This window comes from Pseudomonas atagonensis, from assembly GCF_011369485.1.
Taxonomy (GTDB): Bacteria; Pseudomonadota; Gammaproteobacteria; order Pseudomonadales; family Pseudomonadaceae; genus Aquipseudomonas; species Aquipseudomonas atagonensis.
In genome coordinates this window covers 178496-198923 of the sequence record NZ_VXCA01000009.1, presented here as the reverse complement: position 1 = coordinate 198923, position 20428 = coordinate 178496, and the positions used below count along the sequence as shown (strand labels likewise).

The window sequence follows — 20428 nt, the reverse complement described above, 5'->3', positions numbered from 1 at the left end:
AAGAATTGTCATCTTCAACTACAGACACATCTCACAAAGCCACCACTAACCCTCGTGTGCGGGCTTGCTCGCGAAAGCGATGTGTCAGCCACATCAATATCAACTGACACGCCCCCTTCGCGAGCAACCCCGCTTCCACAGGTAATCTGCGGTGAATCAGACAGATATCACAGGCAAAAAAAACGGCCCGTTTCTTGTAGGAAACAGGCCGTTTTCGTGTAAGCCGTAGCTCAGAGCATTACTTGTTCAAACGGAAGTCTTTTTCCGCTGCTTCAAAGCGCTGAAGCATGCCTTTGGTCGGCTCGCCCAGCTTGCTGACGATGTAGATCGCCAGACTGGCGAAGATGAAGCCCGGGATGATTTCGTACAGGCCCATCACCTCGAAATGCTTCCAGACCACCACGGTGACTGCACCGACCACGATACCGGCCAGTGCGCCGTTGCGGGTCATGTCTTTCCAGATCACCGAGATCAGCACAACCGGCCCGAACGCCGCACCGAAACCGGCCCAGGCGTAGGATACCAGGCCCAGTACGCGGTTTTCCGGGTTGGCCGCCAGAGCGATAGCGATCAGCGCAACCAGCAGAACCATGGCACGACCGACCCAGACCAGCTCAACCTGAGAAGCGGATTTGCGCAGGAAGGTTTTGTAGAAGTCTTCAGTCAGGGCGCTCGAGCACACCAGCAACTGGCAGCTCAGGGTACTCATCACCGCCGCCAGAATGGCCGACAGCAAGACACCGGCGATCCATGGGTTGAAGAGGATCTTGGCCAGCTCGATGAACACGCGCTCGTGGTTCTCGGTCACAGGACCCGCAACTTCCGGGTGCGCCGAGAAGTAAGCGATACCGAAGAAACCGACCGCAACGGTGCCACCCAGGCACAGGATCATCCAGGTCATGGAGATGCGACGTGCCTTGGCGATCGACTTCACCGAATCCGCCGCCATGAAGCGCGCCAGGATATGCGGTTGACCGAAGTAGCCCAGACCCCAGCCCATCAGCGAGATGATGCCGATGAAGGTGGTGCCTTTGAGCATGTCGAAGTTGCTTGGATCGTTGGCTTCAATGGCCAGGAACGTGGTGTCGACGCCGCCGGTAGCCAACAGGACAATGATCGGCGTCAGGATCAGAGCAAAGATCATCAGGGTGGCTTGAACGGTGTCAGTCCAGCTCACCGCAAGGAAACCACCGATAAAGGTGTAGGCAATGGTCGCCGCAGCACCGGCCCACAGCGCCGTCTCGTAGGACATGCCGAAGGTGCTTTCGAACAGACGGGCGCCGGCCACAATTCCGGACGCGCAGTAGATGGTGAAGAACACCAGAATCACGATGGCCGAGATGATCCGCAGCAGGCCGCTTTTGTCTTCAAAACGGCTGGCGAAGTAGTCCGGCAGCGTCAGGGCATCGCCGTTGTGCTCGGTCTGCACACGCAGACGGCCGGCAACGAACAGCCAGTTCAGGTAGGCGCCGATGATCAGGCCGATGGCGATCCAGCTTTCGGACAGACCGGACATATAGATGGCGCCCGGCAGGCCCATCAACAACCAGCCGCTCATGTCGGAAGCACCGGCGGACAATGCCGTCACGACGCTGCCCAGGCTGCGACCGCCGAGAATATAGTCAGAAAGGTTGTTGGTGGAGCGATAGGCCATCAAGCCGATCAGCACCATTGCTGCGATGTAGATCACGAACGTGATCAGGGTTGGATTGCTTACGCTCATTGAGTTACGCCCTGGCTTTGTTTTTATGTAGCGGCGGTGGTGAACCGCTCGCAAACGACGACGTTTGGCAGACGATCCGGGATCCCGCGCATTTAGGACTGATGTTTCCCCAGGAAAGCCATCAGCCGGTGCACCGGGTTATCCCGGTTGCACCTTGGGCGCGAATGCTATGCAACAAATCAAATAAGGTGCAACCAGTTTCGTGAGAATTAGTTGCACCCAGTCGGTTTTATCGACAAACACCCCGTTTTTGCTCCCTTTTATGGCAGTCATGGCCCTTTGCTAGAAGCAAAAGCACCAAGCAGGAGCAGCACTTTCGTACCAGAAAATAATTCCTGACGATCTGCTTATTATTCCGACAAAAAAAGGGTTGCACCCGGTTGCACCTCTTTCAGCGCACGGCTAATCTTGCGGCCAGCTGATGCCACGCAACTGTGGCAACCATGAGGATAAAAATATGGCTACCACCACCCTTGGGGTCAAACTCGATGACCCGACCCGCGAGCGCCTGAAGGCTGCCGCGACCTCGATTGATCGCACACCGCACTGGCTGATCAAGCAGGCAATTTTCAATTACCTGGAAAAACTCGAGGGTGGTGCAACCCTGACCGAGCTGAACGGTTTGACCGCCAAGGACGCCGACGACGCGGGCGAAGTCCATACCGATCACGCTCACCAGTGCTTCCTCGAATTCGCTGAAAGCATCCTGCCGCAATCGGTACTGCGTGCTTCGATCACCGCCGCTTACCGTCGCCCTGAGCCAGAAGTCGTGCCGATGCTGATCGAGCAGGCGCGCCTGCCGGCCCCGATGGCCGAAGCCACCAACAAGCTCGCTGCCTCCATTGCGGAAAAACTACGTAACCAGAAAAGTGCCGGCGGTCGTGCAGGCATTGTTCAGGGTCTGCTGCAGGAATTTTCCCTGTCGTCCCAAGAAGGTGTGGCGCTGATGTGCCTGGCCGAAGCGCTGCTGCGCATCCCGGACAAGGGCACCCGCGATGCACTGATTCGCGACAAGATCAGCACCGGCAACTGGCATCCGCACTTAGGCAACAGCCCTTCGCTGTTCGTCAACGCCGCCACTTGGGGCCTGCTGCTGACCGGCAAACTGGTCTCGACGCACAACGAAGCCGGCCTGACTTCGTCGCTGAGCCGCATCATCGGCAAGAGCGGCGAGCCGATGATCCGCAAGGGCGTCGACATGGCCATGCGCCTGATGGGCGAGCAGTTCGTGACCGGCGAAACCATCGCCGAAGCGCTGGCCAACGCGAGCAAGTTCGAAGCCAAGGGTTTCCGCTATTCCTATGACATGCTCGGTGAAGCAGCGCTGACCGAACACGATGCGCAGAAGTACCTGGCCTCGTACGAACAAGCCATTCACTCGATCGGCAAAGCGTCCCACGGTCGTGGGATTTACGAAGGCCCGGGCATTTCCATCAAGCTGTCGGCCCTGCACCCGCGTTACAGCCGCGCCCAGTACGAGCGCGTGATGGACGAGTTGTACCCGCGCCTGCTGTCGCTGACCCTGCTGGCCAAGCAATACGACATCGGCCTGAACATCGACGCCGAAGAAGCCGACCGCCTCGAGCTGTCGCTGGATCTGCTTGAACGCCTGTGCTTCGAGCCGCAGCTGACTGGCTGGAACGGCATCGGTTTCGTGATCCAGGCCTACCAGAAGCGTTGCCCGTACGTGATTGACTACGTGATCGATCTGGCCCGCCGCAGCCGTCATCGCCTGATGATTCGTCTGGTGAAAGGCGCGTACTGGGACAGCGAAATCAAGCGCGCCCAGGTCGAAGGTCTGGAAGGCTATCCGGTTTACACCCGCAAGGTGTACACCGACGTTTCCTACATCGCCTGCGCACGCAAACTGCTGTCGGTGCCGGAAGTCATCTACCCGCAGTTCGCCACGCACAACGCCCACACCTTGTCGGCGATTTACCATATCGCCGGTCAGAACTATTACCCGGGCCAGTACGAATTCCAGTGCCTGCACGGCATGGGCGAACCGTTGTACGAGCAGGTTGTAGGCAAAGTTTCCGAAGGCAAGCTGAACCGTCCGTGCCGCGTGTACGCTCCGGTCGGCACCCACGAAACCCTGCTGGCGTACCTCGTACGTCGCTTGCTGGAAAACGGCGCCAACACTTCGTTCGTCAATCGCATCGCCGACCAGTCGATTTCGATTCAGGAACTGGTTGCCGATCCGGTTGCGCAGATCGAGCAGATGGCGACCGTGGAAGGTGGTTTCGGCCTGCCGCATCCGCGTATTCCACTGCCGCGTGACCTGTACGGTGCCGAGCGCGCCAACTCCGCGGGCATCGACATGGCCAACGAACATCGTCTGGCTTCGTTGTCCTGCGCATTGCTCGCCACCGCGCACAACGACTGGAAAGCCGCGCCGATGCTCGGTTGCGCTTCCAGCACTGAAACACCTGCGCCAGTGCTGAACCCGGCAGACCACCGTGATGTGGTTGGCCACGTTCAGGAAGCCACTGTCGAAGATGTCGACAACGCCATCCAATGCGCCCTCAATGCTGCGCCGATCTGGCAGGCCACCCCACCGGCCGAACGTGCTGCGATTCTGGAACGCGCCGCTGACTTGATGGAAGGCGAAATCCAGCCGCTGATGGGCCTGCTGGCTCGCGAAGCCGGCAAGACCTTCGCCAACGCCATCGCCGAAGTCCGCGAAGCAGTCGACTTCCTGCGTTATTACGCAGTGCAGGCACGCAACGATTTCAGCAACGACGCCCACCGCCCATTGGGCCCGGTGGTCTGCATCAGCCCGTGGAACTTCCCGCTGGCAATCTTCAGCGGCCAAGTCGCTGCGGCACTGGCTGCCGGTAACCCGGTACTGGCCAAACCAGCTGAACAGACGCCGCTGGTTGCCGCACAAGCCGTGCGCTTGCTGCTCGAAGCCGGGATTCCGGAAGGCGTGCTGCAACTGCTGCCGGGTCGTGGCGAAACCGTCGGCGCCGGTCTGGTCGGTGACGAACGCGTCAAAGGCGTAATGTTCACCGGTTCCACCGAAGTCGCGCGCCTGCTGCAACGCAACATTGCTGGCCGTCTCGACAGCCAGGGCCGTCCGATTCCGCTGATCGCCGAAACCGGTGGCCAGAACGCGATGATCGTCGACTCGTCGGCACTGACCGAACAAGTTGTGATCGACGTGGTGTCCTCGGCATTCGACAGCGCCGGTCAGCGTTGCTCGGCTCTGCGCGTCCTGTGCCTGCAGGAAGATTCCGCAGATCGCGTCATCGAAATGCTCAAAGGTGCCATGGCTGAAAGCCGTCTCGGCAACCCTGAGCGTCTGTCCGTGGACATCGGCCCGGTGATCGATGCCGAAGCCAAGGCTGGCATCGACAAACACATCCAGGGCATGCGCGACAAAGGTCGCAACGTGTACCAGGTGGCGATTGCCGACACCGAAGAAGTCAAACGCGGCACCTTCGTCATGCCGACCCTGATCGAACTGGAAAGCTTCGATGAACTGCAGCGCGAGATCTTCGGTCCGGTGCTGCACGTGGTGCGCTACAAGCGCAAAGAGATCGATCAACTGATTGGTCAGATCAATGCCTCCGGTTACGGCCTGACCCTCGGCGTGCACACCCGTATCGACGAGACCATCGCCAAGGTGATCGACAACGTCAACGCCGGTAACGTCTACGTCAACCGCAACATCGTCGGTGCCGTGGTCGGCGTGCAGCCATTCGGCGGCGAAGGCTTGTCGGGCACTGGCCCGAAAGCCGGCGGCCCGCTGTACCTGTACCGTTTGTTGTCGACGCGTCCTACGGATGCCATCGAACAATCCTTCGCTCGCGGTGATGCTGCCGTGGCACCGGACGTTCGCCTGCGCGACGCCATGAGCAAGCCGCTGAATGCTCTGAAGGCTTGGGCTGAAAGCAACAAATACGCAGACCTGAGCACTTTGTGCGTGCAGTACGCTGCGCAGTCGCAAAGCGGCATCACCCGCGTACTGGCCGGCCCGACCGGTGAGAAGAACAGCTACGCAATCCTGCCGCGCGAACACGTACTGTGCCTGGCGGAAGTGGAAGGCGATCTGTTGACCCAACTGGCTGCAGTGCTGGCGGTCGGCGGTTCGGCGGTCTGGCCGGAGTCCGACATCAGCAAGGCACTGTTCGCACGCCTGCCGAAGGAAGTTCAGGCGCGGATCAAGCTGATTGCCGACTGGAACAAGGACGACGTGGTGTTCGATGCCGTCCTGCATCACGGCCACTCCGACCAGTTGCGCGGCGTTTGCCAGCAGATCGCCAAGCGTGCCGGCGCCATCGTTGGGGTTCAGGGCTTGTCCCAGGGCGAGACCAACATTGCGCTGGAGCGTCTGGTGATCGAGCGGGCGTTGAGCGTCAACACCGCTGCGGCGGGCGGTAACGCCAGCCTGATGACCATCGGCTAAACCCCGCGCGATCGTTCCCACGCTCCGCNNCGGGACGCTCCGCGTCCCATCGGTGCCAGACTTGAAGTTGGCAGCGCGGCTGGAACGCGGAGCGTCCCTTGAGGCATTCCCACGCAGAGCGTGGGAACGATCAGCACAGGAACATAAAAATGGGCGCCCTCACCGGCGCCCATTTTTTTGGCTTCTCCATCACCGTTATCAATCTTCCTGTTCAGCCTTTATTCGCACGCCTAGACTCGGCCCAATCCAAAAAAAGGTAGGCCGCCATGTCCGAGACGCTGCTCAGTTCCCGCAATCTGGCTTTCGAGCTGTATGAAGTCCTTGATGCCGAGGGCCTGACCCGGCGTGAGCGCTTTGCCGAGCACAACCGCGAAACCTTCGACGCCGCCATCGGCACCGCGCGTAGCATCGCTGAAAAATACTTCGCGCCGCACAACCGCAAGGGCGACGAAAACGAACCGCGTTACGAAGACGGGAAGGCAATTCTGATTCCTGAAGTGAAACCAGCAGTGGACGCCTTCCTCGAAGCCGGATTCCTCAATGCTGCGCGAAGTTTCGACGCCGGCGGCATGCAATTGCCTACGCTGCTTTCTCAAGCCTGCTTCGCGCACTTCCAGTCGGCCAACGCGGCGTCGACTTCCTATCCGTTCCTGACCATGGGCGCCGCCAACCTGATCGAAAGCTTCGGCACCGAGGAACAGAAACAGCGCTTCCTGCAACCGATGATCGACGGCCGTTTCTTCGGCACCATGGCCCTGACCGAACCGCATGCCGGTTCATCGCTGTCGGATATTCGTACACGCGCCGAGCCAGCGTCCGACGGCACTTATCGCCTCAAGGGCAACAAGATCTTCATTTCCGGCGGCGATCACCCACTGTCGGAAAACATCGTGCACATGGTGCTGGCCAAGTTGCCGGACGCGCCGCCGGGGGTGAAGGGTATTTCGCTGTTCATCGTGCCGAAGTTTCTGGTCAACGATGACGGCAGCCTCGGCAAGCGCAATGATGTGCTGCTGGCCGGACTGTTCCACAAGATGGGCTGGCGCGGCACCACGTCCACCGCGCTGAATTTCGGCGATAACGGTGAGTGTGTCGGCTATCTGGTGGGCAAGCCGCATCACGGCCTGAGCTACATGTTCCAGATGATGAACGAGGCGCGGATCGGCGTCGGCATGGGTGCGGTGATGCTCGGTTATGCCGGTTATCTGTATTCGCTGGAATACGCCCGCGAACGGCCACAAGGCCGGGTGCCCGACAGCAAGGATCCGACCACTGCGCCGGTAGCGATCATCCAGCACGCGGACGTCAGACGCATGCTTTTGACGCAAAAGTCCTACGTCGAAGGGGCATTTGACCTCGGGTTATATGCGGCGCGACTGTTTGACGACACCACCACGCTGGAATCCGAAGCCGAGCGCAAACAGGCCCATGAGTTACTGGATCTGCTGACGCCCATCGTCAAATCCTGGCCGTCGGAGTTTTGCCTGAAGGCCAACGAACTGGCGATCCAGATTCTCGGCGGCCACGGTTACACCCGCGAATACCCGGTTGAACAGTATTACCGCGACAACCGACTGAACCCGATCCACGAAGGCACCCACGGCATTCAGTCGCTGGACCTGCTCGGACGCAAACTCGCGCAAAACGGTGGCGCGGGGCTGAAGCAACTGATCCGCTTGATTGCCGACACCGCTGAGCGTGCAACGGCGTACGACTCGCTGAGCGCATTGCGTGAACCGCTGGAGAAACTGGTCGCACGCCTGCAGACGGTAACCATCGGTTTGCTCACCGATCTGGCCCAAGGCAAGGTCAACAGCAGTCTGGCGAACTCGGCGCTGTACCTGAAAGTGTTCGGGCACACGGTGATTGGCTGGCGCTGGCTGGAACAGGCGATTCGCGCAGAAGAAGGGCTGGCCAAAGGCAATGCGGCAGATGCCGATTTCTATAAGGGCAAGTTGCAGGCGGCGCGGTATTTCCTGACGTGGGAAGTGCCGGGTTGCCACCATGAACTGGCGTTGCTGGAGGCGCGGGATGATACGTGCCTGGTGATGCAGGATGCGTGGTTCTGAGCTGGATCAGGTATAGCGGCTGATATCGCCTTCGCGGGCTTGCCCGCGAAGGCGCCGGAACTGACGATACATCAGCTCAACTTGAACCCACCCATCTGCCGCGCCAGGTCATCCGCCAGTTTCTGCAACATCTGACAATCCTCACGGCACGCCCGAACCTCCCCCGCCGTCGCCCGGGCCAGATCGGAAATGCCCTGCACGTTGCGATTGATCTCTTCGGTTACCGCCGACTGCTCTTCCGTCGCTGTCGCCACCTGATGGTTCATGTCGCTGATGCGCTCGACCTGTCCGGTAATTGCAGTCAGTGAGGCGCCGGTACGCTGGCTCGACTCGACCCCGGTGCCGGTCGCGGCTTGCCCGGTGCGCATTGAAGACACCGCGTTTTCCGCACCCTGCTTGAGGCTGCCGATCATCTGCTGGATCTCGTCGGTGGAGGCCTGCGTCCTGCGCGCCAGGGTGCGCACTTCATCGGCGACAACGGCAAATCCTCGGCCCATGTCACCCGCCCGCGCCGCTTCAATGGCGGCGTTGAGCGCCAGCAGGTTGGTCTGCTCGGAGACGCCGCGAATCACCGCCAGCACCGAATCAATCGACGCCACTTGATGCGCCAGCTCACCTACAGCGCCCGCCGCCACGCCGATTTCTTCGGACATGCTTTCAATATGGCGAATCGAACCACCGACCACTTCCCGCGCCTGCATCGCCTCATCGCGAGCGGTTTGCGAGGCGAGCGCCGCGTTGCCGGCGTTCTGCGCGATTTCCTGCACGGTCAGGCCCATTTCATGAACGGCAGTGGCGACCATGTCGGTCATTTCCTGCTGACGGCCGGAGCGTTCAGCGGTGTTCTCCACCACTTTCGCAACTTGCCCCACTGCGGTGCGCAAGCGTTCGCTGGTGGTCAGCACTTCGCCGATCATCCCGCGCTGACTGTCGAGGAAACGATTGAATCCACGCGCGAGGTCGCCGAGTTCATCGGCGCGGCTGGAATCTAACCGATGGGTCAAATCTCCACCGCCGCTACCGATCGCTACCAGCGCGGCTGTTACCTGACGAATCGGCCGCACCAACCCTTGGGCCAGCCACACCACCAACGCAAGGCACACCAGGGCGACGGCCAGACCAATGCCGCCGCTCATCCACATCGCCTTGCGGGCCTCAGCGTAGATCTGCGATTGCGGCACTTCGGCCACCAGCGTCCAGCCCAAATCACGCAAAGGAAGACTGAAGGCGAGGAAATCTTCGCCGTCTCTTTGAAAGCTGCTGCTCACGGCATTTTTTTGACCCATGAGTGCCTGCGCGGCGGAGGCACCAATCTGCTCCGTCAGCGTGCGTTTACCACTGAATTGCGCTTCGGGATGCACCTGAATCAAACCGTCGGAACGCACGAGATAGACCTTGCCGCGCTCGCCAAAGCTGAAGTTGTGGATCAGCTCGGACAGCTCTTTCATGCTCAGTCCCAACCCCGCGACCCCCACTACCTTGCCGGCCTGTTCGACCTTCAAATCGATGAACAGCGCCAATTCTCCGGTGGCACCGTCGTTGTCGATGTTGAGGGTGCGCGGTTGATTGCTGTCGAGGAAAGAATAGAACCAGGCATCGGCCGGTTTGCCGCGGCTAAGGGTGCGGTCGAGGCCTTTTTCGGTGATGTAATGATTGGAGTCGGTGCCGATGATCAAAGCGGTAAATGCCTTGTGTTCGGCGCGGATGCCTTCCAGATACTGCGCGAAGGCCGCCGTTTTGCTGCTGTCTTCACCAGACGCCAGCCAGTCACGAACCATCGTGTTGCTGGCGATATCCTTGGCCGCAGTCAGCGGCTGGACGAGGATGCGCTCGATGTCATTGCGCGTCGCTTCAATGCTCGACGGCAGTGCTTGCTCAACCAGATAGCTCTGGGCGAGGCGGTTGACCACCAGGGTATAAATGCCAACCACGATCAGAATGCTGACCAGCAGGGCGGTGCCCATGCTGAGGATCAACTGCCACTGAATACTGCGACGCCACAATTGCATGGAGCACCCCCAAAGAATAAGTGGCCGAAACAATGCAACAGCCGTGCCGATTGTATACAACTCAATCGACAATCTATTCTTTGGTTGTGCGCAACCCCATCAGCCCTGATTGATGGTCTTGGCGATGGTGTCGACCGTGGCGCTGACTTGCTCTTGGTAACGGTCGAGTTCTTCCTGATGCTGCTTCTTCATTTCGATCTGCTGCGAACACAGATTCATCGCCGCCAGCACCAGCAAGCGGTCGCCGATCAGCGTCGGGTATTTACGTTTGGTGTCATCCAGCGCGGCTTTGAGCATCATTGCCGCGTCCAGCAGGGTCTGTTCTTCCCCGGCCGGTGCCTTGATCGAATAGTCCTCCCCGAGAATGGAGACGACTTTTACCCCTGCTGTGTGGTGGTTCATGCGCTGACAGGACCTGCGTTGACGCGATCAACCAGGGCTTGAATGCGTGCGGCGGTAGCGCCGTGCTTTTCTTCCTGCTCCATCAGGCTCAGTTGCAGGCTTTCGTTTTCATCCTTGGCCTGGGCCAGTTCCGTGGACAGGGTCTGGTTGGTGTGCGAAAGGGTCTGGTTCTGCTGCACCAGGTCGCTGACGAGCTGTTCCAATTGGCTGAGGGATGCTTCCAACATTTTGATCTTCCAAGCGTTTTTCAAAGGGCGCGTACGATAAAGAAAAGTCACCACGGATGCCAGGGTTAAACCGGCGCAAGGCCTTGATTTTCCTGGTGGGCGACCGTTCTTGCGAGTTTTAAAGACTGTGATCCGCCGATCTGGTTCCTGCACTTCGTCGCTCAACCACGGATGCGACAAATACGCACATGGACTAAAGAGTTCATTTGTCTGACCGATAAGTCACCCAACAGCAGTCTCAGCCCGCATGGATGCGGCCCTCCTTCGGTATCCGCGCCATGTCCCTTCGCAATATGAATATCGCCCCACGGGCGTTCACCGGTTTCGCCCTGATCGGCGGCCTGATGTTGATTCTCGGTGTGTTCGCCTTGAATCAGATGAGCAAAATCCGTGCGGCGGGCGAAGACATCGCCACGGCTAGCGTGCCATCGATCAAGGCCCTCGACGAATTCACCCAACTGACCCTGCGCCTGCGCGTGCTGTCGTATCGGTTGCTGATCAACCGTGAGGCCGACGTCCAGCAAAAAACCATCGAGCTGTTTGATCTGCGCAACCGGCAGATTGCCGACGCGCAACGCGCCTACGAACCCCTGATCGACGGCCCGCAGGAACGTGCGGCTTACGATCAGTACGTGCAGTTGCTGACGCAGTACCGTCAACTCGAAGACCGGATGAAAACCCTGTCGCGCAACAATCAGATCGACGAGTTGCGGCAGATGCTCAACACCGATCTGCTGGCCAACTCCGAAGCGGTGAATACCGCGCTAGCGCGTCTGCTGGAGATCAACACTCAGCAAATCGCCGAGACCGACCAAGGCGCCGCGAGCCAGTACTCGATGTCGTTCAACCTGGTGGTGACCTTGCTGGTGATCGCCACCGGCCTGACCTTGTTGTTCGCCTGGCTGCTGACCCTCAGCATCACCAAACCCATTTCCAAAGCACTGGACGCCGCGGAAACCATCGCCGAAGGCAACCTGACCCAGCCGATTCATGTAGACGGCAGCGACGAGGCCGGTCGCTTGCTGGCCGCCATGGCGAAGATGCAATCGAAGCTGCGCGACACCTTGCAGCGGATTTCCGGTTCGGCAACCCAACTCGCTTCGGCGGCGGAAGAACTGAACAGCGTCACCGACGAGAGTGCGCGCGGCCTGACCCAGCAGAACAACGAAATCGAACAGGCGGCTACCGCCGTTAACGAAATGACCAGCGCCGTGGAAGAGGTCGCACGCAACGCGGTCAGCACTTCGGAAGCCTCGAAAAACGCCACCACCTCGGCCGGCGACGGTCGCGATCTGGTGCAGGAAACCGTGAGCGCCATTGAACGCATGAGCGCAGACGTGCAGAGCACCGCGACGCTGATCGGTGATCTGGCCAACGAATCACGCGACATCGGCAAAGTGCTGGACGTGATCCGTGGCCTGGCTGACCAGACCAACCTGCTGGCGCTCAACGCTGCGATTGAAGCGGCCCGTGCCGGTGAAGCCGGTCGTGGATTTGCCGTGGTCGCCGACGAAGTCCGTGCCCTGGCCCATCGCACCCAGCAGTCGACCAGCGAAATCGAACGCATGATTGGCAGCATTCAGAGCGGCACCGAACACGCTGTGGATTCGATGCGCAACAGCACCGAACGCGCCGAGTCGACCCTGAACATCGCTCGCGGCGCCGGCCTGTCGCTGGACACCATCAACACCGCCATCGTCGAAATCAACGAGCGCAACCTGGTCATTGCCAGCGCCGCTGAAGAACAGGCGCAAGTGGCGCGAGAAGTGGATCGCAATCTGGTGAACATCCGCGATCTGTCGGTGCAATCGGCGACCGGGGCGAATCAGACGAGTGCGGCGAGCAATGAGCTATCGCGCCTGGCGCTGGACCTGAACAACATGGTTGGGCGGTTCAGCCTTTGATTCAGTAGATCAAGGTCAAAAGCACCCTCACCCCAGCCCTCTCCCAGAGGGAGAGGGGGAAAGGGAGTCGATCTTCATGCTCTTCAAGACCTGAGTTCGGCTCGATATTTCCGGTCGATGTACCTCTGAAGAACTGCTCGGTCAGTCCCCTCTCCCCCCGGGAGAGGGTTAGGGTGAGGGCAGCAATCCCCAGCCAAACCCAAACCTCAATTCCCCCGGCGTAAAAAGCTTTTTGACAGCATCACATTTCAACAGGTTAGAATCGCTGGCACGCAGACTGCATGGTCAGTTTGTGCCCGTCTTTACGCTTCTGGAGTACTGCCTTTGAATGCGACGACCATCAACAGCCTGTTCTTGATCGGCGCGTTGCTGGTAGGTGCAAGCATTCTTGTCAGTTCCCTTTCCTCGCGTCTCGGCATCCCGATTCTGGTGATCATCCTCGCGGTCGGCATGGCGGCCGGGGTCGATGGTGGGGGGATCATCTTCGATAACTACCCGACGGCCTATCTGGTCGGCAACCTCGCACTCGCGGTGATCCTCCTCGACGGCGGTTTGCGCACCCGGGTATCAAGTTTCCGCGTGGCGTTATGGCCAGCCTTGTCGCTGGCCACGGTAGGCGTGTTGATCACCACCGGCCTCACCGGCATGGCCGCTGCCTGGCTGTTCGACCTCAATCTGATTCAAGGCCTGCTGATCGGCGCCATCGTCGGCTCCACTGACGCGGCGGCGGTGTTCTCGCTGCTCGGCGGCAAAGGCCTGAACGAGCGGGTCACCGCCAGCCTGGAAATCGAGTCCGGCAGCAACGATCCGATGGCGGTGTTCCTCACCGTAACCCTGATCGACATGCTCGCCAGCGGCCAGACCGGTTTGCACTGGAGCCTGCTCACCCACCTGATCCGCGAGTTCGGTATCGGTGGCGTGATCGGTCTCGGCGGGGGCTGGCTGATGCTGCAATTGGTCAACCGCATCAACCTGGCCGCCGGTCTGTATCCGATTCTGGTGATCGCCGGCGGTTTGCTGGTGTTTGCCCTGACCAACGCCCTGCACGGCAGCGGCTTCCTCGCGGTATACCTGTGTGGTCTGGTGATCGGCAACCGTCCTGTGCGCAGCCGCCACGGCATTCTGCACATGCTCGACGGCATGGCGTGGCTGGCGCAGATCGGCATGTTCCTGGTGCTGGGGTTGCTGGTGACACCACATGACTTGCTGCCGATTGCCCTGCCCGCTCTCGGTCTGGCGCTGTGGATGATTCTGTTCGCGCGGCCGCTGTCGGTGGTTGTTGGCCTGCTGCCGTTCAAGGCGTTTCATGGCCGCGAGAAAGCCTTTATTTCCTGGGTCGGCCTGCGCGGCGCGGTACCGATCATTCTGGCGGTGTTCCCGTTGATGGCCGGACTGCCGAATGCGCAGCTGTATTTCAACCTCGCCTTCTTCATCGTCTTGGTGTCGCTGCTGGTGCAAGGCACGAGCCTGCCGTGGGTGGCCAAACTGCTCAAGGTGACCGTGCCGCCGGAGCCTGCGCCGATTTCCCGATCGGCACTGGAAGTGCACATCACCAGCGAGTGGGAGTTGTTCGTTTATAAGCTCGGCGCGGAGAAATGGTGCATCGGATCGCCCCTGCGCGAGCTGAAAATGCCCGAAGGCACGCGTATTGCGGCACTGTTTCGCGGCCAGCAACTGCTCCATCCGTCGGGTAGTACGGTGCTGGAAGTCGATGATTTGCTGTGTGTTATCGGCCATGAACACAATTTGCCGGCCCTCGGTAAACTGTTCAGCCAGGCACCGCAACGTGGCCTCGATCTGCGCTTCTTCGGTGACTTCGTACTCGAAGGAGACGCCCAGCTTAAAGCGGTTGCAGCGCTGTACGGATTGCCGGCCGAGGGTATTGATCCGGACATGACCCTGGGTGCCTTTATTGCCCAGAAAGTCGGCGGTGCGCCGATTGTCGGTGACCAGGTGGAGTGGAACAACACCCACTGGACGGTCGCCGTCATGGACGGGAACAAGATCGGCAAAGTGGGCGTCAGATTCCCCGAAGGAAGTCGCCCAGGTCCCGGCCTCTTCCTCTAAACTGCGTCCACTATCACTTGCTTGACCGGTCTCTATGCCTACCCTGCGCTCCTTCTTTTTCGCGGCCCTGCTGGGCCTGAGTCTTTCCGTCGGCCCGCTGCACGCCGCCGAACCGCCGTCCAGCGAAGCCGTGCAGGCCAGCCTGGACAAACTTGCCGACAGCAAACTGCCGGATGCCGATAAAAAGACCCTGCAAACCCTGCTGCAGAACACGCTCAATCAGCTGAACAATCAGCGCGATTACGAACAGAAGCTGATCGACCTCAAGCAACAACTGGCCTCCGCACCCAAACAGACCATCGAAAACACTCGCGAGCTGACGCGCCTCAAGGCCAGCAGCGTGGTGCCGGTGGCGCAGCGTTTCCCCAAGGAATCGATCCAGCAACTGGAACAGATCCTCACCGACCGCTCGACCCAACAAAGTGACCTGCAAAAAGCCCTGGCCGACGCCAACAGCCTGATCATCACGGCGCAGACCCGTCCGGAGCGCGCCCAGGCTGAAATTTCCGCCAGCCAGACGCGCATCCAGCAGATCAACAACATCCTCAAGTCCGGCAAGGACAGCGGCAAGACGGTCAGCGCCGAACAGCGCGACCAGTTGAACGCCGAGCTGGCAGCGCTGAACGCACTGATCCCGTTGCGCCGCCAGGAACTGGCCGGCAACAGTCAACTGCAGGATCTGGGCAACTCCCAGCATGACCTGCTCTCGGAAAAATCCGACCGCCTCGACCACGAGATTCAGGAGCTGCAGACGCTGATCAACCAGAAGCGTCTGGCGCAATCGCAGGAAACCGTTACCCAACAATCGATCGAAGCGCAGAAGGCCGGCGGCAGCAGCCTGCTCGCCAGCGAAAGCACGGCCAACCTCAAGCTTTCGGATTACCTGCTCAAAAGCACCGACCGCCTCAACGAAGTCACTCAGCAGAACCTGCAGACCAAACAGCAACTCGACAGCCTGACCCAGAGCGATTCGGCCCTCGACGAGCAGATCAACGTGCTCAAGGGCAGCCTGCTGCTGTCGAAGATTCTCTACAAGCAGAAGCAGGCCTTGCCGCGCCTGAAGGTTGACCGTGATCTGGCGGATCAGATCGCCGACATCCGCCTGTATCAGTTCGAAGTCAGCCAGCAGCGTGAATTGCTGAGCAACCCGGCCACCTACGTCGACAATCTGCTGTCGACTCAGCCGCCGGAGCAAGTCACCCCGCAACTGCGCAAAAGCCTGCTGGATCTGGCCAACACCCGCGCCGATCTGCTGGAACGTCTGAACCGCGAACTGAGTGCGGTGCTCAACGAATCGATCACCCTGCAACTCAATCAGAAGCAACTGCTGAGCACCGCGCAAAGCCTGCGCGCGACCCTCGACGAGCAAATGTTCTGGATCCCGAGCAACAAGCCGCTGGACGTGGAGTGGATGCGCGGCGTGCCAGAGCGCCTCAAACGGCAGATCGATACCCTGCCGCTGGCGTCGAGCCTGAGCGAGCTGACCGATGGCCTGACCCAGCGGCCGTTGCTGTTCCTGCCGCTGGCGCTGTTGATCGGCGCCTTGCTGTGGCGGCGCAAGGCGCTGTACGCACGGTTGAACAAGGTTCACCAGGACATCGGCCACTTCAAACGCGACAGCCAGTGGCACACGCCGCAAGCGATTCTGATCAATATTCTGCTGGCCATGCCGGTGGCGCTGGGTCTGGCCTTGTGCGGTCTGGCCCTGCAAATCGACGCTCGCGGGCAAAACGCCAACATGGGCGCGGCGCTGCTGCAAATGGGTCAGGCGTGGCTGGTGTTCTACACCGCCTACCGGATTCTTGCGCCGGGCGGTGTGGCGGAGTTGCACTTCCGTTGGGAAAAACCGCAAGTCGAATTCCTCCAGGGCTGGATCCGCCGACTCGGGCTGGTGGTCATGGCGCTGGTCACCGTCGTAGCCGTTGCCGAGTTGCAACCGGCGGCGCTGGCCGATGACGTGCTGGGTATGCCGGTGGTGCTGACGTGTTACGCGCTGATGGCGTGGCTGCTCAGCCGCCTGCTGATCAGCAGCCCGGCCCACGAAAACACTTCACTGTTCCGCAAAGCCGTCGGCGTGATGTTCACCCTGCTGCCAATCGCCCTGTTCGTCGCGGTGTGCTTCGGCTACTACTACACCGCGCTGAAACTCAGCGACCGCTTGATCAACACCCTGTACCTGTTGATGTTCTGGCTGGTGATCGAAGCCACCTTCGTCCGTGGCCTGAGCGTTGCCGCGCGGCGTCTGGCCTACCAGCGCGCACTGGCCAAACGTCAGGCTGCGAAAGAGGCCGGCGACGGCGAAGCAGTGATCGAAGAGCCGACGCTGGACATCGAAAAGGTCAACGAGCAATCCCTGCGCCTGATCCGTCTGGCCCTGCTCGGCGGCTTCATCGCCGCGCTGTACTGGGTCTGGTCGGACCTGATTTCGGTGTTCTCGTACCTCGACAATATCACCCTTTACGAATACACCAGCGGCACCGGCGCCAATATGAGCATGGTGCCGATCAGCATCGGCGACATGCTCGGCGCGCTGATCATCATCGGCATCACCTTCGCCCTCGCGCGCAACCTGCCGGGCCTGCTCGAAGTGTTCGTGCTGTCGAAACTCAATCTGGCTCAGGGCAGTGCGTACGCGACGACCACCCTGCTGTCGTACGTCATCGCTGGCGTCGGTTTTGTCTCGACCTTGTCCACACTCGGCGTGAGCTGGGACAAGTTGCAATGGCTGGTAGCGGCACTGTCAGTGGGCCTCGGCTTCGGGATGCAGGAGATCTTCGCCAACTTCATCTCCGGCATCATGATCCTCTTCGAACGCCCGGTGCGGATCGGCGACACCATCACCATCGGCAACCTCTCGGGCACGGTGAGCAAGATCCGCATCCGCGCCACGACCATCACCGACTTCGACCGCAAAGACATCATCGTCCCCAACAAGACGTTCATCACCGGGCAACTGATCAACTGGTCGCTGACCGACACCATTACCCGCGTGACGCTGAAACTCGGCGTGGACTACGGTTCCGATCTGGATCTGGTCAAGGAACTGCTGCTCAAGGCCGCCCGTGAGAACCCGCGCGTGCTCAAGGAACCCGAGCCGCACGTGTACTTCCTCAATTTCGGCGAAAGCACCCTCGATCACGAACTGCGCATGCACGTACGCGATCTGGGTGACCGCAACCCGGTGCTCGACGAGGTCAACCGCTTCATCAACCGCGAGTTCAAGAAGCAGCACATCAACATCTCGTTCCGCCAGATGGAGGTTTATCTGAAGAACCTGCACGGCCAGGAATACAAGCTGGTGCCCGTCGAGGACGACAGCAAAACCATCGTGCCGATCAGTGGCGAGCAAAAACCGCTGCAGGAACCGCCGCCGGCCAAACTCGACTAACCGGTCTATACCCAGCAGAATGCTCGGACATTCTGCTGGAGCCGGCCCTTGAAAGCCCTCGACGAACTGACCTTCGACAACCGCTTCGCCCGCCTCGGTGACGCGTTCTCCGCCCACGTGCTGCCCGAGCCGATCGAAAACCCGCGTCTGGTCGTCGCCAGCCCTGCGGCCATGGCCTTGCTCGATCTCGACCCGGCCACCGCAGAAACCCAGGAATTTGCCGAACTGTTTGGCGGCCACAAGCTGTGGGCCGATGCCGAACCACGGGCGATGGTCTATTCCGGACATCAGTTCGGCGGCTACACGCCGCAACTGGGCGATGGTCGCGGCTTGCTGCTGGGCGAGGTCTACAACAACGCCGGCGAACACTGGGACTTGCACCTCAAGGGCGCCGGGCAGACGCCGTTTTCGCGCATGGGCGACGGGCGCGCGGTGTTGCGTTCGTCGATCCGTGAGTTTCTCGCTTCAGAAGCGCTGTACGCGCTGAACATCCCGTCTTCGCGTGCCGCCTGCGTGATCGGCTCCGACACCCCGGTCTGGCGCGAAAAACAGGAACGCGCCGCCATGGTGCTGCGCCTGGCACCGAGCCATGTCCGCTTCGGCCACTTCGAATATTTCTACTACACCAAACGTCCCGAACAGCAGAAACTGCTCGGCGAGCACGTGTTGGCGATGCACTACCCCGAGTGCCTGGAACAGCCGGAGCCGTACCTGGCGATGTTCCGCGAGATCGTCGAGCGCAATGCCGAACTGATCGCCAAATGGCAGGCCTACGGCTTCTGCCATGGCGTGATGAACACCGACAACATGTCGATCCTGGGCATCACCTTCGACTTCGGCCCATTTGCCTTCCTCGATGATTTCGACGCCAACTTCATCTGCAACCACTCCGATGATCAGGGCCGCTACTCGTTCAGCAATCAGGTGCCGGTCGGCCAGTGGAACCTCAGCGCCCTCGCCCAGGCATTGACGCCATTCATCAGCGTCGACGCCCTGCGCGAAACCCTCGGCCTCTACCTGCCACTGTTTCAGGCCCATTACCTTGACCTGATGCGCCGCCGCTTCGGCTTCACCACCGCTGAAGATGACGACCAAAAGCTGCTGGAGGATCTGCTGCAACTGATGCAGAACAGTGGCGTCGACTACACCCTGTTTTTCCGCCGGCTGGGAGAGGCATCAGCAGAGCAAGCGGTCGCCCGCCTGCGCGACGACTTTGTCGACATCAAGGGCTTTGATGCCTGGGGCGAGCGCTATGTCGCCCGGGTTGCTCGCGATGGCGACGACAATCAGCAACTGCGCCGAGCGCGAATGCATGCGGTGAATCCGCTGTACATCCTGCGCAACTATCTGGCGCAGAAGGCGATTGATGCTGCCGAGCAGGGTGACTATTCAGAAGTGCGCCGGCTGCAAGCGGTGTTGAGCAAACCGTTCGAGGCGCAGCCGGGGATGGAGAGCTATGCGGAGCGGCCGCCGGAGTGGGGCAAGCATTTGGAGATCAGTTGTTCATCGTGAGAATGCTCAATCCAAGGGGTCGATTGCGCTGACTACCCGAGCGACGATGTCCGCCATCGTCACGTCGTCCAGTCGCTCAATAAACTTCGCGCTTCCCTCTCGTACGCGCTGCTCGATATCAAAGCTACGAACCTGATTACACACCGCGACACCATTTGTTTCGTGACCAGAAATGGTAACCGCCAATCCCGAGGTTCGACTAAAATTGCCGCCGCTGGTGATCGGTACGGTCATGCTGACGCCCAGGGCATTTATCTCCCGAGGCGTGATGACTACAAAACGATGCCTGTTCATCATCTCCCGTCCGGCCACGGGATTGGGATCAATCCAGTAAACATCTCCCCGCTGCGGGGGCTGTCGACGCACCATCAACCCAACTCCCGACCAACAGGCTCACCTTCGCGAGATTCGGCAGTCTGAGCATTCAGTTCTTGTAACTGTTCGGCACCCTCAAGCAGTTCAGCCAAGCTGTAACGCTTGCGAGCAACTGGCGACACGGGGCGAGCAATCAACTCCCCCTCAACTACATTCAGCTCCAGTTGAGCTCCCACATCCAAATGCAACAGCTTCAACAGCGTTGGCGGAATCGTTATGACCGCAGCGCCTCCCTGACGGCGAATTCTGGACGTTACGGACATGAAGTCACTCCGATCCGGTAAATGGAAGTCATCGATTTCTCGATTTGTGCAACAAAAGTAGCACGCAGATTCAGTCAA

At 60.1% G+C, this 20428-nt stretch carries 12 protein-coding genes and 1 pseudogene; 7 read left to right on the top strand and 6 right to left on the bottom strand.

The window, feature by feature from the left end:
- Nucleotides 1–238: 238 nt before the first annotated feature.
- Nucleotides 239–1723 carry a sodium/proline symporter PutP gene (gene putP, locus F2P67_RS06425; RefSeq protein ID WP_166218663.1) on the bottom strand — a complete coding sequence of 495 codons (1485 nt, stop codon included), beginning with the start codon at nt 1721–1723 and terminating at the stop codon, nt 239–241.
- A 457-nt stretch (nt 1724–2180) separates the two neighbouring features.
- Here putP and putA point away from each other — a divergent pair, with 457 nt between their 5' ends.
- Nucleotides 2181–6134, top strand: a complete 3954-nt coding sequence (gene putA / locus F2P67_RS06420) for a trifunctional transcriptional regulator/proline dehydrogenase/L-glutamate gamma-semialdehyde dehydrogenase (RefSeq protein WP_166218661.1) — start codon at nt 2181–2183, stop codon at nt 6132–6134.
- 266 nt (nt 6135–6400) lie between these two features.
- Nucleotides 6401–8203, top strand: a complete 1803-nt coding sequence (locus F2P67_RS06415; RefSeq protein ID WP_166218659.1) for an acyl-CoA dehydrogenase — start codon at nt 6401–6403, stop codon at nt 8201–8203.
- A 71-nt stretch (nt 8204–8274) separates the two neighbouring features.
- On the opposite strand, the gene F2P67_RS06410 is transcribed toward F2P67_RS06415, so the two are convergent.
- The 3 genes from F2P67_RS06410 to F2P67_RS06400 form a co-directional block, all read right to left on the bottom strand.
- Nucleotides 8275–10212 carry a methyl-accepting chemotaxis protein gene (locus F2P67_RS06410; RefSeq protein WP_166218657.1) on the bottom strand — a complete coding sequence of 646 codons (1938 nt, stop codon included), beginning with the start codon at nt 10210–10212 and terminating at the stop codon, nt 8275–8277.
- Between the two features lie 99 nt (nt 10213–10311).
- Entirely contained in the window at nt 10312–10614 is a 303-nt protein-coding gene (locus tag F2P67_RS06405; RefSeq protein ID WP_016987569.1) for a cell division protein ZapA, read from the bottom strand.
- The gene (locus F2P67_RS06400; RefSeq protein WP_166218655.1) at nt 10611–10841 is read right to left on the bottom strand and encodes a hypothetical protein; all 231 of its coding nucleotides are present in this window, start codon (nt 10839–10841) and stop codon (nt 10611–10613) included. The genes F2P67_RS06405 and F2P67_RS06400 overlap by 4 nt, the downstream gene beginning before the upstream one ends.
- A 251-nt stretch (nt 10842–11092) precedes the next feature.
- Here F2P67_RS06400 and F2P67_RS28030 point away from each other — a divergent pair.
- The 5 genes and pseudogenes from F2P67_RS28030 to selO all read left to right on the top strand — a co-directional run.
- Nucleotides 11093–11842: pseudogene (locus F2P67_RS28030) on the top strand (MCP four helix bundle domain-containing protein); the annotation flags it as partial.
- 30 nt (nt 11843–11872) lie between these two features.
- Entirely contained in the window at nt 11873–12745 is an 873-nt protein-coding gene (locus F2P67_RS28025) for a methyl-accepting chemotaxis protein (protein ID WP_371850982.1), read from the top strand.
- A gap of 324 nt (nt 12746–13069) precedes the next feature.
- Nucleotides 13070–14812: a potassium/proton antiporter gene (locus tag F2P67_RS06390; RefSeq protein WP_166218651.1), complete on the top strand. Its 1743-nt coding sequence runs from the start codon at nt 13070–13072 to the stop codon at nt 14810–14812.
- A 34-nt stretch (nt 14813–14846) separates the two neighbouring features.
- On the top strand, nt 14847–18200 hold the full coding sequence (gene mscK / locus F2P67_RS06385) for a mechanosensitive channel MscK (RefSeq protein ID WP_166218649.1): 3354 nt from the start codon (nt 14847–14849) through the stop codon (nt 18198–18200).
- A gap of 48 nt (nt 18201–18248) precedes the next feature.
- Nucleotides 18249–19712: a protein adenylyltransferase SelO gene (selO, locus tag F2P67_RS06380; protein WP_166218647.1), complete on the top strand. Its 1464-nt coding sequence runs from the start codon at nt 18249–18251 to the stop codon at nt 19710–19712.
- A 6-nt stretch (nt 19713–19718) separates the two neighbouring features.
- Here selO and mazF read toward each other — a convergent pair whose 3' ends face one another.
- Together mazF and mazE are read right to left on the bottom strand one after the other, a co-directional pair.
- Nucleotides 19719–20081: a type II toxin-antitoxin system toxin MazF gene (mazF, locus tag F2P67_RS06375; RefSeq protein WP_166218645.1), complete on the bottom strand. Its 363-nt coding sequence runs from the start codon at nt 20079–20081 to the stop codon at nt 19719–19721.
- Nucleotides 20081–20350, bottom strand: coding sequence for a type II toxin-antitoxin system antitoxin MazE (gene mazE / locus F2P67_RS06370; RefSeq protein WP_166218643.1), 270 nt, complete (start codon nt 20348–20350; stop codon nt 20081–20083). Before mazE ends, mazF begins: the two co-directional genes overlap by 1 nt.
- Between the last annotated feature and the right edge of the window lie 78 nt (nt 20351–20428).

Bases quoted from the DNA above. Each gene is read 5' to 3' on its own strand.
- mazF (WP_166218645.1), bottom strand. From the start codon at position 20,081: ATGGTGCGTCGACAGCCCCCGCAGCGGGGAGATGTTTACTGGATTGAT.
- F2P67_RS06410 (WP_166218657.1), bottom strand. From the start codon at position 10,212: ATGCAATTGTGGCGTCGCAGTATTCAGTGGCAGTTGATCCTCAGCATG.
- F2P67_RS06400 (WP_166218655.1), bottom strand. From the start codon at position 10,841: ATGTTGGAAGCATCCCTCAGCCAATTGGAACAGCTCGTCAGCGACCTG.
- putA (WP_166218661.1), top strand. From the start codon at position 2,181: ATGGCTACCACCACCCTTGGGGTCAAACTCGATGACCCGACCCGCGAG.
- F2P67_RS06405 (WP_016987569.1), bottom strand. From the start codon at position 10,614: ATGAACCACCACACAGCAGGGGTAAAAGTCGTCTCCATTCTCGGGGAG.
- putP (WP_166218663.1), bottom strand. From the start codon at position 1,723: ATGAGCGTAAGCAATCCAACCCTGATCACGTTCGTGATCTACATCGCA.
- mscK (WP_166218649.1), top strand. From the start codon at position 14,847: ATGCCTACCCTGCGCTCCTTCTTTTTCGCGGCCCTGCTGGGCCTGAGT.
- F2P67_RS28025 (WP_371850982.1), top strand. From the start codon at position 11,873: ATGGCGAAGATGCAATCGAAGCTGCGCGACACCTTGCAGCGGATTTCC.
- mazE (WP_166218643.1), bottom strand. From the start codon at position 20,350: ATGTCCGTAACGTCCAGAATTCGCCGTCAGGGAGGCGCTGCGGTCATA.
- F2P67_RS06415 (WP_166218659.1), top strand. From the start codon at position 6,401: ATGTCCGAGACGCTGCTCAGTTCCCGCAATCTGGCTTTCGAGCTGTAT.